General features: G+C 71.7%; 13 protein-coding genes. 4 read left to right on the forward strand and 9 right to left on the reverse strand.

Annotation, left to right across the window (positions count from 1 at the left end):
* Positions 1 to 161 precede the first annotated feature (161 nt).
* On the reverse strand, positions 162 to 596 hold the full coding sequence (locus tag AB0J39_RS31365) for a Rieske (2Fe-2S) protein (protein WP_363471373.1): 435 nt from the start codon (positions 594 to 596) through the stop codon (positions 162 to 164).
* Between the two features lie 164 nt (positions 597 to 760).
* Positions 761 to 3601, reverse strand: coding sequence for an excinuclease ABC subunit UvrA (gene uvrA / locus AB0J39_RS31370; protein ID WP_363471375.1), 2841 nt, complete (start codon positions 3599 to 3601; stop codon positions 761 to 763).
* Between the two features lie 282 nt (positions 3602 to 3883).
* On the opposite strand from uvrA, the gene AB0J39_RS31375 reads away from it, so the two are divergent.
* The 4 genes from AB0J39_RS31375 (at position 3884) to menC (ending at position 8101) form a co-directional block, all read left to right on the forward strand.
* The gene (locus tag AB0J39_RS31375) at positions 3884 to 4774 is read left to right on the forward strand and encodes a maleylpyruvate isomerase family mycothiol-dependent enzyme (RefSeq protein ID WP_363471377.1); all 891 of its coding nucleotides are present in this window, start codon (positions 3884 to 3886) and stop codon (positions 4772 to 4774) included.
* Positions 4771 to 5415, forward strand: coding sequence for an MBL fold metallo-hydrolase (locus AB0J39_RS31380; protein WP_363471379.1), 645 nt, complete (start codon positions 4771 to 4773; stop codon positions 5413 to 5415). The genes AB0J39_RS31375 and AB0J39_RS31380 overlap by 4 nt, the downstream gene beginning before the upstream one ends.
* Before the next feature lie 124 nt (positions 5416 to 5539).
* On the forward strand, positions 5540 to 6946 hold the full coding sequence (locus AB0J39_RS31385) for a gluconate:H+ symporter (protein WP_363471381.1): 1407 nt from the start codon (positions 5540 to 5542) through the stop codon (positions 6944 to 6946).
* A 54-nt stretch (positions 6947 to 7000) separates the two neighbouring features.
* Positions 7001 to 8101: an o-succinylbenzoate synthase gene (menC, locus tag AB0J39_RS31390; RefSeq protein WP_363471383.1), complete on the forward strand. Its 1101-nt coding sequence runs from the start codon at positions 7001 to 7003 to the stop codon at positions 8099 to 8101.
* 44 nt (positions 8102 to 8145) lie between these two features.
* Here menC and AB0J39_RS31395 read toward each other — a convergent pair whose 3' ends face one another.
* The 7 genes from AB0J39_RS31395 to AB0J39_RS31425 all read right to left on the reverse strand — a co-directional run.
* On the reverse strand, positions 8146 to 8442 hold the full coding sequence (locus tag AB0J39_RS31395) for a hypothetical protein (protein WP_030507339.1): 297 nt from the start codon (positions 8440 to 8442) through the stop codon (positions 8146 to 8148).
* 101 nt (positions 8443 to 8543) lie between these two features.
* Positions 8544 to 9344, reverse strand: coding sequence for a CDP-diacylglycerol--serine O-phosphatidyltransferase (gene pssA / locus AB0J39_RS31400; RefSeq protein ID WP_363471385.1), 801 nt, complete (start codon positions 9342 to 9344; stop codon positions 8544 to 8546).
* Positions 9345 to 9369: 25 nt separating this feature from the next.
* Positions 9370 to 10029: a phosphatidylserine decarboxylase gene (locus AB0J39_RS31405; RefSeq protein WP_363471395.1), complete on the reverse strand. Its 660-nt coding sequence runs from the start codon at positions 10027 to 10029 to the stop codon at positions 9370 to 9372.
* Between the two features lie 139 nt (positions 10030 to 10168).
* Positions 10169 to 11182 (reverse strand): TerC family protein, encoded by a 1014-nt coding sequence (locus AB0J39_RS31410; protein ID WP_363471387.1) that lies wholly within the window; start codon positions 11180 to 11182, stop codon positions 10169 to 10171.
* 284 nt (positions 11183 to 11466) lie between these two features.
* Positions 11467 to 12579 carry a glycosyltransferase family 4 protein gene (locus tag AB0J39_RS31415; protein WP_363471389.1) on the reverse strand — a complete coding sequence of 371 codons (1113 nt, stop codon included), beginning with the start codon at positions 12577 to 12579 and terminating at the stop codon, positions 11467 to 11469.
* A gap of 64 nt (positions 12580 to 12643) precedes the next feature.
* Positions 12644 to 14296 (reverse strand): lipid II flippase MurJ, encoded by a 1653-nt coding sequence (locus AB0J39_RS31420; protein WP_363471391.1) that lies wholly within the window; start codon positions 14294 to 14296, stop codon positions 12644 to 12646.
* Positions 14297 to 14377: 81 nt separating this feature from the next.
* Positions 14378 to 15098, reverse strand: a 721-nt coding sequence (locus tag AB0J39_RS31425; RefSeq protein ID WP_363471393.1) for a hypothetical protein, incomplete at its 5' end; no start/stop codon positions are given.

Genomic DNA, 15098 nt, shown 5'->3' on the forward strand with positions numbered 1-15098 from the left:
CCTCTCCGACGCGGCCCGGCCGGCCTCGCGCGGGGTTCGCGAGCCGGAGGATTCACGCGCCGAAGGGGTTCCATGGGACGAGGAGCCGGAGCCGTCGGGCGACCGCCGCCTCCATGCGGGATCCCCGCGTCCGGCAGGCGGCGGCACGCTCTCCGGCGCCCCTACGCGAGGGTGATGCTGTCGCCGCTCACCGTGATGGTCTTCTCCGCGAGCGGCTTGGTGGCCGGCCCGTTGGTCACGGCGCCGTCCTTGGCGCTGAACTTGCTGCCGTGGCACGGGCAGACGATCTCGTTGTTCGAGACGCTGGCGACCGGGCAGCCCTGGTGGGTGCAGGTCGCGCTGAACGCCTTGAACGTGCCGGCCTCCGGCTGCGTGATGACGACGTCCTGGTCCTTGAAGACCTTGCCGCCGCCCTGGGGGATGTCGGAGGTCTTCGCGATCTCGCCCCCGCCCTGTGCTCCCTGAGCGTCCTGGGACGTGCCCTGGTCCGCCGACGCCGTGGCGTCCCCGTCGGAGGCGCCGCACGCGCTCAGCGCCACGGCCAGCCCGGCGCCCCCGGCGCCGAAGATCACGGCCCGGCGTGTCGTATCCGTCATGCTCATCCTTCCCTGATGCGGCGGCCCGGGACGTCCACGGCCCCGGGTCTTCCCCTGCTCGACGCGTCACCCTGTGTGCTCTCAGGTACGGCCATCACCCCGTGGCCGGTTCAGGGTGACGCGGTCGGAAGGAGAAGAGTAGGGAGAGAAGATGAGACGAATACTCATACGCCCAGAATCTTGCGGAGGAAGACGCCGGTGTGGCTCTCCTCGACCCGGGCGATCTGCTCGGGCGTGCCGGCGGCGACGACCCTGCCGCCCCCGGATCCGCCTTCGGGCCCCATGTCGACGATCCAGTCGGCGGTCTTGATGACGTCGAGGTTGTGCTCGATGACGATCACCGTGTTGCCGGCGTCCACCAGCCGGTTGAGCACGCCGAGAAGCCGGCGGATGTCCTCGAAGTGCAGACCGGTGGTGGGCTCGTCCAGCACGTACACCGTGCGGCCGGTCGACCGCCGCTGCAGCTCGGAGGCGAGCTTCACCCGCTGCGCCTCGCCGCCCGACAGCGTGGTCGCCGGCTGGCCCAGCCGTACGTACCCGAGACCGACGTCGTGCAGCGTCTGCAGGTGACGGCGGATGGCGGGGATCGCCTCGAAGAACCCCAGCGCCTCCTCGATCGGCATGTCGAGGACCTCTGAGATCGTCTTGCCCTTGTAGTGGACCTCCAGCGTCTCCCGGTTGTACCGGGCGCCGTGACAGACCTCACAGGGGACGTAGACGTCCGGCAGGAAGTTCATCTCGATCTTGATGGTGCCGTCGCCGGAGCAGGCCTCGCAGCGCCCGCCCTTGACGTTGAAGCTGAAACGGCCCTGCAGGTAGCCGCGGACCTTCGCCTCGGTCGTGGCGGCGAACAGCTTGCGCACGTGGTCGAAGACGCCCGTGTACGTCGCCGGGTTGGACCTCGGCGTGCGGCCGATCGGCGACTGGTCGACGTGGACGACCTTGTCGACCAGGTCGGTGCCGACCACCCGGGAGTGCCGTCCCGGCACGGTCTTCGCGCCGTTCAGCTCCTTGGCCAGCGCCGCGTAGAGGATGTCGTTGACCAGCGTCGACTTGCCGGACCCCGAGACGCCGGTGACCGCGGTGAAGACGCCGAGCGGGAACTCGACGTCCACTCCCTTGAGGTTGTGCTCGCGGGCGCCCTTCACGACGAGCTGCCGCTTCTTGTCCCGCGGGCGCCGGATCTCCGGCACGGTGATCGCCTTGCGGCCCGACAGGTACGCGCCGGTCAGCGACTCCTCGCTGGCGAGCAGCTCCTGCACGGTGCCGGACACGACGACCTGGCCGCCGTGCTCGCCCGCGCCGGGGCCGATGTCGACCACCCAGTCGGCGGCGGCGATCGTGTCCTCGTCGTGCTCGACCACGATCAGCGTGTTGCCCATGTCGCGCAGCCGGATCAGCGTCTCCAGCAGCCGCTGGTTGTCACGCTGGTGCAGTCCGATGGACGGCTCGTCCAGCACGTACAGCACGCCGACCAGGCCGGAGCCGATCTGCGTGGCCAGCCTGATCCGCTGCGCCTCGCCACCGGCGAGCGTGCCGGCGGCGCGGTCGAGCGTGAGGTAGTCGAGCCCGACGTCGAGCAGGAAGCCCAGCCGGGCGTTGATCTCCTTGACCACCCGCTCCGCGATGTGCATGTCCCGCTCCGACAGCCGCAGGCCGGACAGGAACTTCGCGCAGTCGGCGATCGACATCCCCGAGACCTCGGCGATCGAGGCGTCCCCGACGGTCACGGCCAGCGAGACCGGCTTGAGGCGGCGGCCCTTGCAGGCCGGGCAGGGCACCTCGCGCATGAAGCCCTCGAACCGCTCACGGCTGGCGTCGCTCTCCGACTCGGCGTGCCGGCGCTGCACCCAGGGGATCACGCCCTCGAAGTCGGTGTAGTACGACCGCTGCCTGCCGTACCGGTTGCTGTAGCGGATGTGGACCTGCTCGTCGTGGCCGTGCAGGATCGCCTTCTGCGCCTTCTTCGACAGCCGCTCCCACGGGGTGTCGAGGTCGAAGCCGAGCGCGTTGCCCAGCGCCTCCAGCAGCCGTACGAAGTAGTCGCTGGTGTGGCCGTTCGCCCACGGGCTGATCGCGCCGTCGCCGAGCGTGCGCTCGGGGTCGGGGACGAGGAGGTCGGGATCGACCTCCATGCGGGTGCCGAGACCGGTGCACTCGGGGCAGGCGCCGAAGGGCGAGTTGAACGAGAACGACCGCGGCTCGAGCTCCTCGAACGACAGGTCGTCGTAGGGGCAGTAGAGGTGCTCGGAGTAGAAGCGCTCACGGTTGGGGTCGTCGTCCGGCAGGTCGACGAAGTCGAGCGTGATGGTGCCGCCGGACAGCTGCAGGGCGGTCTCCACCGAGTCGGTCAGCCTGCGCCGCGCGCTCTCCTTGACCGACAGACGGTCGACGATCACCTCGATGTCGTGCTTCTCGTACTTCTTGAGCGTGGGCGGCTCCTCCAGCCGCACGATCGTGCCGTCGACGCGGGCCCGGGCGTAGCCCTTGGTCTGCAGCTCGCGGAACAGCTCGGCGTACTCCCCCTTGCGGCCGCGGACGATCGGGGCGAGAACCTGGAACCGGGTGCCCTCCTCCAGCTCGAGCACGCGGTCCACGATCTGCTGCGGCGTCTGCCGGGCGATCGGGCGCGCGCACTGCGGGCAGTGCGGCTTGCCGATGCGCGCCCACAGCAGGCGCAGGTAGTCGTAGACCTCGGTGATCGTGCCGACGGTCGAACGGGGGTTGCGGCTGGTGGACTTCTGGTCGATGGAGACGGCCGGGGACAGGCCCTCGATGAAGTCGACGTCGGGCTTGTCCATCTGACCCAGGAACTGCCGGGCGTACGCGGACAGGGACTCCACGTATCGCCGCTGTCCCTCGGCGAAGATCGTGTCGAAGGCCAGGCTGGACTTGCCGGAGCCCGACAGTCCGGTGAAGACGATCAGAGCGTCTCGCGGGAGGTCGAGCGAGACGTCCTTCAAATTGTGTTCGCGTGCGCCACGCACGATCAGGCGGTCAGCCACGGTGGTCCCGATAGGTCGATGAGGTGAATGGAGGTGCACGGGCAGGCTATCCAGAGCCACCGACAATTTCGGGGGGCATCGTCCGGCGGCCGGAGGGGGCGGCCCCGCGTGCTGTGTGGGACACGCTCCGTGAACCAGGGTATGAGCTTCGTCAAACCGGTGCCTGCCATCCGCAGGAAACCCCTGCTCATACAACCGCCGCGGGCGCCGTCCTCTTCCCGCCCGGGTGCGGGGACGGGTGCGGGGACGGCGGCCGGGGGTGCCGGGGGCATGATTCTCTCCATGTCCGTAATCGACGAGATCGAGCGGGAGCTCACCGAGGCGACCGGGCGCCTGATGGCGACCGCCGCCCGCCTCACCGACCAGGATCTCCGCGCGCCGTCCCTGCTGCCCGGCTGGACGAGGGGGCACGTCCTGACGCACGTCGCCCGCAACGCCGACAGCTGCGTCAACCTGCTGTCCTGGGCGCGCACGGGGGTGCGTACCCCGCAGTACGCGTCGGCGCGGGCCCGCGAGGCCGACATCGAGGCGGGCGCGGCCCGCCCGGCGGCCGAGCAGCTCGCCGACCTGCGCGACAGCGCCGAGCGGTTCGCGGCGGCGATGAGGGAGACGCCCGCCGAGGCGTGGACCGCGATGGTCGCGGGGATGAACCCGCCCGACCACCCCGCCTGGTACGTCCCGATCCGGCGGCTCAGGGAGGTCGAGGTGCACCACGCCGACCTCGGGGCAGGCTACGGGTGGGCCGACTGGCCCGAGACGTACGTGAGACGAGAGCTGCACGACACGATGCTCTGGCTCGGCAGTGAGACCCCGGTGGGCGAGGTCGTCGCCCGCGAGCCGGGCACCGGCGAGGTCATAAGGACCTGGACGGGCCTCGGCGACGGCCCCGTCGTGGAGGGCACGCCGCGCGAGCTGCTCGCGTGGCTCGCGGGCAGGACCGACGGCGCGGGCCTGCGACTCGGTGCGCCACAGGCGCCTCCACCGCACGGCGCCTCCGATGCGCGCCTCGAGCGCGACACTCCCGATGCGCGCCTCGAGCGCGACGCGGCCGGAGGGCTGCCGTCCCCGCCGCCGTGGCCGAAGCCGTCCCCCGCGGGACTGCCCGCCGAACCACCGCTGTCCTGGCCGCCCGCGGCGAACCAGAACCGGGAACCCAGAGAGGAACGATCATGACCTATACCGGAAACGTCACCAAGGACGGGCCCGCCGACGTGCGCGAGGTCCCGGGGCTGACGATCTCGAAGATCGAGGTCGGCGACTTCGGCAACAACGCCTACCTGCTGCGGTGCGCGGAGACCGGCGACGGGGTGCTGGTCGACGCGGCGGCCGAGCCCGACCGGCTGCTCGAGCTCATCGGCGACATGCCGATCAGCGCGATCGTGACCACCCACCGGCACCCCGACCACTGGATGGCCTTGGAGGAGGTCGCGCGGGCCACCGGAGCCCAGACCGTCGCCCACCCCCTCGACGCCCCCGAACTGCCGGTGAAGGTGACCAGGGAGGTCGAGCACGGCGATCGGGTGACGGTCGGCGTGGTGACGCTGGACGTCATCCACCTGCGCGGCCACACCCCCGGCTCGATCGCTCTGCTCTACCAGGACCGCCACCTGTTCACCGGCGACTCCCTGTTCCCCGGCGGCGTCGGCAACACGCAGAAGGACCCGGCCCGGTTCGAGCAGCTGTTCACCGACGTCGTGGAACGGATCTTCGACCGCCTGCCCGACGAGACGTGGGTCTACCCCGGCCACGGCAGGGACACCACCCTCGGCGCCGAGCGGCCGCACCTGCCGGAGTGGAAGGCCCGCGGCTGGTGACGGACGCCGGGAGGCCACCGGCGTCCCGGCCCCGGGGGGCGTGATCCACGGGGCCGGGCGTACGTGATTCGGAGGGCTCCTGCGGGGCAGCGGCTACCGCACGGACCGTCGGAGGAGCCCCCGGATGACCCCCCTCATGACCCCCCTCGCCGGCGCGGCCGCGTGGAGCGGCCACGACACCCGCCTCATCGTGGCCGCCCTGGCCGGCATCGCGGTCATCGTGCTGCTGATCACCAAGCTGCGGACCCACCCGTTCCTCGCGCTCGCGCTCGGCTCGGGCGTGCTCGGCCTGGTGGCCGGCATGGCCCCCGACAAGCTGATCGACAGCTTCACCGCCGGTCTGGGCTCGACCGTCGCCGGAGTCGGCGTGCTCATCGCCCTCGGAGCGATGCTGGGCAAACTCCTGGCCGACTCGGGCGGGGCCGACGAGATCGTCGACGGCATCCTGCGCCGCAGCGGCGACCGGGCGCTGCCATGGGCGGTGACGCTGATCGCGGTGCTCATCGGACTGCCGATGTTCTTCGAGATCGGGCTGGTCCTGCTGATCCCCGTCATCCTGCTGGTGGCCCGGCGGAGCGGCCGCCCGCTGCTGCTCATCGCGGTCCCCGCCCTGGCGGGCCTGTCCGTCCTGCACGGTCTGGTGCCCCCGCATCCCGGGCCGCTGGTCGCGATCGACACGCTCAAGGCGGACCTCGGGCTCACGCTCGGGCTGGGCCTGCTGGTGGCGATCCCGACCGTGATCGTGTCCGGTCCGCTGTTCGCCAGGCTCGCCGCCCGGTGGGTGCGACCGGCGCCGCCGGAACGGCTCGAACGCGAACAGACCCCTGAGGTGGAAGACGCGGATCCGGAGGACGGGGAGCGCCCCCGGCCGGGCTTCGGCGTCACGGTGGCCACGATCCTGCTGCCAGTGGTGCTGATGCTGGGCCGGGCCGTCGTGGAGATCGTCCTGCCGGAGGACCACGCGGTGCGCACCCTGTTCGAGGTCCTCGGCACTCCCCTGATCGCCCTGCTGATCGGGGTGATCGTGGCGATGTTCACGCTGGGCCGCGCCGCGGGCTTCGGCCGGGCCCGGATCTCCTCGGCGATCGCCGACTCGCTGCCGCCGATCGCCGGAATCCTGCTCATCGTCGGCGCGGGCGGAGGATTCAAGCAGACCCTGGTCGACTCGGGAGTCGGCAAGGTCATCGGCGAGGCCGCGCAGGGCGCGAGCGTACCCGTGCTGGTGCTCGGCTGGCTGATCGCCGTCGGCATCCGGCTGGCCACCGGCTCCGCGACCGTCGCCACGATCTCCGCCGCCGGGATCGCCGCGCCGCTGGCCGCCGGCCAGTCCCCCGCCCACGTCGCCCTGCTCGTGCTCGCCATCGGGGCCGGGTCGCTGTTCTTCTCCCACGTGAACGACGCCGGGTTCTGGCTGGTCAAGGAGTACCTCGGAATGTCGGTCGGCGAGACGATCAGAAGCTGGTCGATCATGGAGACGATCATCTCCGTAGTGTCGTTCTGCTGCGTGCTCCTGCTCGGACTGGTGGTCTGAGACGTCCGTATAGTGAACGGCGCAAACCGTCCTTCCCCTGGAGCCGGGCACCTCATGGAGATCACTGGAATCGAACTGCGCCGGATCGCGATGCCGCTCGTCGCGCCGTTCCGGACGTCGTTCGGCACCGAGACCGCACGCGACGTCCTTCTCGTGCGGGTGGTGACGCCGGAGGCCGAGGGCTGGGGCGAGTGCGTGGCGATGTCCGAGCCGCTCTACTCCTCCGAGTACGTGGACGCGGCGGCCGACGTGCTGCGGCGTTTCCTGATCCCCGCGCTGCCCCGCGGGCTGGACCCCCAGGCCGTCGGTCCCGCCATCGCGCCGTTCAAGGGTCACCGGATGGCCAAGGCCGCGCTGGAGGCGGCGGTGCTCGACGCGTCGCTCCGGATCACCGGCGAGTCCTTCGCCCGGTTCCTCGGCGCCACCCGCGACCGCGTCCCCTGCGGCGTCTCGGTCGGGATCATGGGCTCGGTGGCCGAGCTGCTCGACACCGTCGGGGCGTACGTCGAGGAGGGGTACGCACGGGTCAAGCTGAAGATCGGGCCGGGGTGGGACGTGGCGCCGGTCCGCGCGGTCCGCGAGCGGTTCGGGGAGGAGCTGCTGCTCCAGGTGGACGCCAACGCGGCCTACACGCTCGCGGACGCCCGGCACCTGGCCCGGCTGGACGACTTCGACCTCCTGCTGATCGAGCAGCCGCTGGCCGACGACGACCTCGTGCAGCACGCCAGGCTCGCCCGGTCGATCCGCACCCCGATCTGCCTGGACGAGTCCGTCGAGTCGGCGGCCCACGCGGCGGCGGCGATCAGCCTCGGCGCGTGCTCGGTGATCAACATCAAGCCGGGGCGGGTCGGCGGTTACCTGGAGGCCCGGCGCATCCACGACCTGTGCCGCGCGCACGGCGTCGCGGTCTGGTGCGGCGGCATGCTGGAGACCGGCATCGGCCGGGCGGCCAACGTGGCGCTGGCCGCGCTGCCCGGCTTCACGCTCCCGGGCGACACCTCCGCCTCCCGGCGCTACTTCCACACCGACGTGACCCCGCCGTTCGAGCTGGACGGCGGGCACCTCGACGTCCCGGACGGCCCTGGGCTGGGCGTGGATCCCCTCCCGGACGTCCTGGACGAGGTCACCACGGCGACGGAGTGGATCCGCCTCTGAGTGGGCGGGCGGTCAGCGCGCCGCCGAGGGCAGAGCGCGGCCCGTCAGGCGTCGCCAAGGGCAGGGTGCGGCCGGGGTTCGCCGGTGGTGAAGACCTTGACGATGCGGTCGGCAGCGAGAGCGGGCTCCTCCGCGCTCTCCACCACGTCGCCCCAGGACCAGCGGTAGAACCAGCCGTCCGACATGGCGACGCAGTCGACGGTCTCGGTGAACAGCGCCGCGTCCGGGTCGCGGACCTTCAGCGACGGCGGGTCGGGGCGCAGGGACGCCTCCAGTCCCCGCAGCTCGAGCTCGCGGGCCAGTTTTCCGAGAAAGTACGTCCGGGTGTGCTCACGAGGCATGGCGACCAGGGCTCCATTGGACTAGGCGTTTTCTCCACGTGATTGGCCCGGGCCCAGGATGGCGGGCCCCAGCCGACCGGGGCCCTGTCCGTGCGACGACGTCAGCCCACGTTCTCCGAGCGTCGTTCCCTGCGTTGCTGCTGTTTGAACATGAGAACCCGGAGCGGAATCGCCGAGACGATCGCGATCTGCATCGTGGCGCCCACCTTGATCAGCTGGTCGCCGCCGGCGAGACCGGCCGCCCAGATCGTCAGGCACGCCACGTTGATCAGCATCCAGGCCAGCACGACGGCCGCCAGGTTGCCCTTCGGCTTGGGGTACTCGATGCGGCTGACCATCAGCCAGGCCACACCGAAGATGGCGGCGATCGTGAGATAGCTCGGCTGGAAGAGCAGCACGATCGACACCACGGTCATGGCGCCCATCGGGATCGGCAGGCCCATGAAGTCGCCGCTCTTGGTCTTGACGCAGGCGAAACGGGCCAGCCGTACGACGCCGGCGATCAGGACGGACCCGGCCGCGCACAGCACCAGCCACAGCGGGAGCTTGCCGGAGAAACCGGCCCAGATCATCACCATGAAGGCGGGCGCGAAGCCGAAGCTGATCACGTCGGCGAGGTTGTCCAGCTCGGCGCCCATCGCGGACGCGCGGAACTTCCTGGCCACCAGGCCGTCGAACAGGTCGCAGGTCGCGCCGATGAGCAGCAGCACGACCGCGGTGCCGAAGAAGCGCGGGTCGGGGACGAACTTGACGCCGGCCTGCAGGTTGCTGATCGCCGACCAGGCGAGCACGCAGACGGCGAGGAAGCCGCTGAGGGCGTTGCCGAGAGAGAGGGAGTCGGCGGCCGACAGGCGGAAGGCCTTCCCGACGGGGCCGCGCGGCTCCTCGGTCGCCTCCCCCATTGGCCAGGAGGCTTCGGCTCCCAGGTCAGACGTGGTCAAGACGTGTCACCCCCGCGACGGTCCGGGTGCCGACGGTGACCGCCGGCCTGATGCCCTCGGGCAGGTAGACGTCCACCCGGGAGCCGAAACGGATCAGCCCGACCCGCTCGCCCTGGACGACCTTCGCGCCCGCGAACAGGTACGGCACGATGCGGCGCGCGACGGCGCCGGCGATCTGCACCATCTCGATGTCTCCGAGCACGGTGTCGAAATGCCAGACCACACGCTCGTTCTGGTCGCTGTCCTTGTTGAACGCGGGCACGAAGCCGCCGGGCACGTGCTCGACCGAGGTGACCGTGCCGCCCGCGGGCGCCCGGTTGACGTGGACGTTCAGCGGGCTCATGAAGATCGCGACCCGGGTCCGGCCGTCCGGCCAGGGATCGATGCTCTGCACGACGCCGTCGGCGGGCGAGATGAGCCTGCCCTCGCCGGGCACGCGCTCGGGATCGCGGAAGAACCACAGCATCCCGCCGGTGAGTGCGGCGAGTGGCGCCGCGGCCAGCGCCCAACGGGGCGACCTTCGGGTGAGAACGGCGGTGACGGCCGCCGCCGCGGCGGTCGGAGCCAGCCACGGGGACACCCCGCGTGCGAGCCTGACTCGTCCCCGGGCACTTTGCGCGAGCCCGGATTCAGGGCCGCGAGGCAACGATTCGTTGGACACAGATGACCTTTGTACTCTTCTGGCGACTATGGACCGGCATGCGAGCTAACGATCGATATTACCGATCCGGCAGTCAATGTGTGGCACAACGAGAACAAGCAAACAGGGTGACTGCCCGTTTTCGCTAGCCCTGCGGGGCTTCCGCCTGAGAGGCCTCCGCTTGCGAGGCTTCCGCCGGAGTGATGGTTTTGTCGTCGCGGCGAGCCTTGATCAGACTGGCGACGGTGGTCAGGGCCATGGTGACGCCGATGACCGCCAGCGACACCCAGATGGGGATCTGAGGAGCCCAGGAGACCTCGTTCTCGTGAAGTGCTTCGAGAATCAGCTTAACCCCGATGAAACCGAGGATGAACGCCAATCCGTAGCTGATGTAGACCAGCCGCTGCAGCAGTCCGCCGAGCAGGAAGTAGAGCTGACGCAGTCCCATCAGGGCGAACGCGTTCGCGGCGAACACGATGAAGGCCGCCTTCGTGAGGCCGAAGATGGCCGGAATCGAGTCGAGGGCGAACAGCAGGTCGGTGGTCCCGATGGCGATCATCACGATCAGCATGGGCGTCACCATGCGCTTGCCGTCCACCCGCACGCTCACCCGGGAGCCGACGTAGTCGGGAGTGGTCGGGAAGACCCGCCGGGCCCAGCGCAGGAGGATGTTCTCGTTGAACTCGTCGTCATCCTTGTTGTGGTCGCGGATCAGCGTGTACGCCGTGTAGATCAGGAAGACTCCGAACACGTACAGCAGCCAGCCGAAGCGGCTCAGCGCGGCGGCCCCGATGGCGATGAAAATCCCGCGCATGACCAGGGCGAGGACGATGCCCACGAGCAGGACCTTGTGCTGGTAGATCCGGGGCACGCCGAAACGGCTCATGATGATGTAGAAGACGAACAGGTTGTCGACGCTGAGGCTGTATTCCGTCAGATAGCCCGCGAAGAACTCGCCACCGGTCCCGGGCCCCGCCCAAATCGTTAACCCGATGCCGAACAGCACCGCCAGGCAGACGTAGAAGCCCACCCAGATGCCGGCCTGCCGCATCGAGAACTCCCGCGGCTCACCCCGATCGACGATCCACAGGTCGACGGCGACCACGACGAGAAGACCCACGATGACCAGGGCCCACAGCCACAACGGTGCATGTACCACGATTACCTCCGGCGCGCGCGCTGAACACACTGCCGGAGGTCTCTCCCGCCCGTACGCGCACGACGGACCGACGGCCCCGGGTGCTGACACCGTGATGACGGAACCGCCGCGAAGGGATACTCCCCCCCAACCCGTCCAGTATATGGATCAGACTTAGCCCCACCTAATCCTTGCCGGAACGTCGGCGATCCTCGACCGAAAACCCCGGGCCGCTCACCGGACCGGCGGTCTTCTGTCACCGCCACGGGAGGGTGTTCGCACCCTCCCGTCACTCCTGACACCCGTTACGACGCCAGCCCGTACGTCCTGAGCACCGCGCGCAACGCCGCGTCCTCGTCGGGCAGCTCCCGGCCCCGGCGTACGGAGGCCTGCGCCAGACGGCCGGCCAGGGCGGCATCGCCGAGCAGGCGGCCGATCTCCCGGCTCAGCGCGCCCGGGTCCTGCGGCGGCACCAGCAGGGCCGCCTCGCCCACCATCTCCGGGATGCCGCCCACCCGGGTCGCGATGATCGGCCTGCCCGCCCGCAGTGCCTCCTGGACGCTCAGCGGCTGCCCTTCCCATCTGCTGGGCACGATCACCGCCGTCGCGACCTGCAGCAGATCGGCCGGATCGGCCCAGCCGTACAGGACCACGGGCAGTTCCTCGGCGTCGACGCGGGCCTGAAGCTCCGCGCGCAGCGGCCCGTCACCCGCGATCACGAAGACCGGATCCCCCTTGTACGGCCCGGCCGCCGCGTCGAGCAGCGTCTCCAGGCCCTTCTGCTGGGCCAGCCGGGCGACCGTGAGCAGGATCGGCCGCTCCCCCGCGGCCTGTGCCGCGTCCGCCGCGCCGGACAGCCGGGCGGCGATCTCGGCCCGCACCTTCTCGGCCGGGCGGGCGGGTTCCGCGAGCGGCGGCGCGGGCACCACCGCGAGGTCCACCCCGCGCGCGCCTCTCGCCCGCATGCGCTCCGCGACGTCCGGCGAGATCGCCAGAACGCGGTCCGCACGCCAGGCGACGATCCGTTCCAGCAGCCCGTAGACCGTCCCGATCGCTCCGCCCGCCGTGACCGCGTTGTGCAGGGTGACCACGAGACGCGGCCACCCCCGCGCACCGGTGAGGGCGAGCGCGGCCAGCGCCCCGGACCGCAGGCCGTGGGCGTGGACGACGTCCGCGCCGCGGGCCAGCGTGCGCAGGCGCAGAGAGGTCCGCAGATCGTGCGCGGGATGCGGCCGGTCGGCGATCTCGACCTCGGCGAAGCCCGCGCCCGTGCCGGTGAAGCCGAAGGCCTCCTCGGTGCTGCCGGGCCCCGCGACCAGCACCCGGTGCCCCCGCGCGACCAGCCCGCCGGCGAGCATCCGCACGTGCCGGCCCACACCCCCCACACTCGACCCCAGCACGAGCACTATCCGGCTCATGCCTTCTCCTCGCCTGCGACCCGGAGTGACATGCGCCAGACACCGCGTCCATCCATTCGCTCGCTCACACCGCCTCCTCGGCCGGCGGGTCCGCCGGACTCGTGCCTCTTCCGCGTCTGACTCCGGACAGGGCGGCGGCCAGGTCCGCGCGGTCCACGAGCGCGGCGACGACAAGCCCCGCGACCACGGCCGTCAGCCCGGCCAGAGCGGCCGTCAGGAGACCGCCCCACGGACCCTCTCCCGCCAGGGGAAGCCGGGCGGCCGCCGCGCCCGCGAGGAAGCCCGCGCCCCCGCCCAGCAGCGCTGCCAGCCCGGCCCTCGTCACACCGTGGACGGCCCGCGCTCCCCGCGCCCGCACGACCGAGGCCAGCAGCAACGCGGCCCCCACCGTCATGCCGGCCGCCTGGCCGAGCGCGAGCCCGCCCAGACCCCAGCCGTCCGGCAGCACGAGGACGAACGCCACCTGGGCGACGGCCACGACCAGCCATCCGGCGACCTGCCCCCGGGCCGCCGCCCTGCCCTGCCCCCCGGCGTACAGCACCCGGCTGAGGTGGGCCACCAGGCCGTACCCGATCAGCCCCGGTGCGAACAGCGCGATCCCGCGGGCGAACTCGGCCGCGGCGACCTCGGTGTCCGCCTGGGCGAGGAAGACGTGGGCGAGCGGTCCCGCGATCGCGGCGAGCGCGCCGGCCGCCAGGCCGCAGACCAGCACGACCGCGCGCGTGGTCCGCGCCGCCAGCGCCGCGAAGCCCTCGCCGTCGGTCTGCGCCCGCGCGGCGAGCGCCGGGAACGCGCTGGTCGCGATGGGCACCGCCAGCACGGCGTACGGCACCTGATAGATCGCCCAGGCGTAGTTGTAGGCGGGCAGCGCGCCCCCGCCGACACGGTTGGCCACGGGGATCAGGATCGCCGCGGCGGCCTGCTGGGCGACCAGCGCGCTCAGCCCGGCCAGGGCGAGCCGCCGCACCTGTACGGCGACGCCGTCGGGGAAGCGGAGCGTGGGCCGCCACCGCAGGCCGAGCCGCCACGCGGGCCCGACCACGGTGACCACCAGAGCCAGCACGCCGAGCGTCGTACCCGCCGACAGCGCGATCTCCGCCGGTCCCGGCACCGTGGCGGGGTCCTTGTCGCCGCCGCTGAGCGGCCCGAAGGCCAGGTAGGCGATGATGACCACCACGCTCGACACCAATGGCGCCAGCGCCGGCCCCGAGAAGCGGCGGTGCGCCTGCAGCACGCCGTAGAGCACCACCGCCATGCCGTACAACGGGATCTGCGGCGCGAAGACCACCAGCATGCGCGCGGCCACGGCGCCCACCTGGCCGACGTCGCAGTGCTCCACCTCGGAGCCGACGAGCAGCCGCGCCACCGGCCCCGCGACCAGCGCGGTCAGCGCCGCGAGCGGCACCAGCAGCACGATCACCCAGGTCAGCAGTGCGGACGCGATCCGGCCGACCTCCGCACGCGCCTCGCCGTCCGATCTGGCGGCGGCTCCCGCGAGCACCGGGACGACCATCCCGGCGAGCGCACCGCCCGCCACGACCTCGAAGACGATGTTCGGCACGTTGTTGGCCGAGTAGTAGGCGGTGGCCAGGCAGTTCGTGCCGACCGTGCGGGCGAACGCCAGTTGCTTGGCGAAGCCTGTCACCCGGGCCAGGACCGTGATGACCCCGATGAGGACCGCCGCCCCGGCGATCCCCGCCCCGAGCCGCCTAACCATGCCGCCTAACCATGCCGCTTATCCACGCCGCTCACCCATGCCGATGCCGTACGCCTCCGCTTACGGCCCTGGTCATCCAGGTCACCCGCGCGGCCCCGACGTGCCGGGGGCAGCCTGCGGAGCGCGCCGGCCGAGCATGTCCAGGCGGTTGAGCACCCGGTTTCCGGCGATGACCTTGGTGAAGCTGACCTTCTCCGAGGCCGCGGTGAGAGCGGCGACGACACCGAGGGCGGCGATCCGGCCGGGCCTGCCCAGCCGTGCGGTGGCCGCCAGGCCGAGCAGCGCGCCGAGCGCGTTCGCTCCGGCGTCGCCGAGCATCGCCCGTTCGCCCAGGTCCTCGGGGAGCAGCGCCGCCGCCGCGCCCAGCGGAACGGCGGTCAGCGCGGCCGTCTGGCGGGAGCGCGGGCCGTACGGCGCCGCGATTGAGGCGGCCAGCAGGGGTGCCCCGGCGAGCAGGCCGACCTTGATCGCGCGGCCGGGCCGCAGGTCGAACAGGTTGGCCAGGTTGGCGCTGCCGGCGATCAACGCGCCGTCGACGAGCGTGTCGAGAGACCGCGTCACCATGCCCCGGCCTTCGCGGGGGGCGAGCGCCGCCGCGGCGAGCCCGGTCGCGCCGATGCCGAGGATCTTGACCGCGCCGCTGGTCACCTCGCCGCGCGCGAGCGCGGCCAGGTGACCCTTGAACCCCTTCGACGAGGTCGAGCCGAACAGGTCGTCGTACGCGCCGAGGACGCCGCTGCCCGCACCGGCGAGCACGGCCGCCGCGCGGGTCCGTACGGGCAGGCCGGGGGCGAGGGCGGAG

This window comes from Microbispora sp. NPDC049633 (genome assembly GCF_040675265.1).
Classification (GTDB): Bacteria; Actinomycetota; Actinomycetes; order Streptosporangiales; family Streptosporangiaceae; genus Microbispora; species Microbispora maris.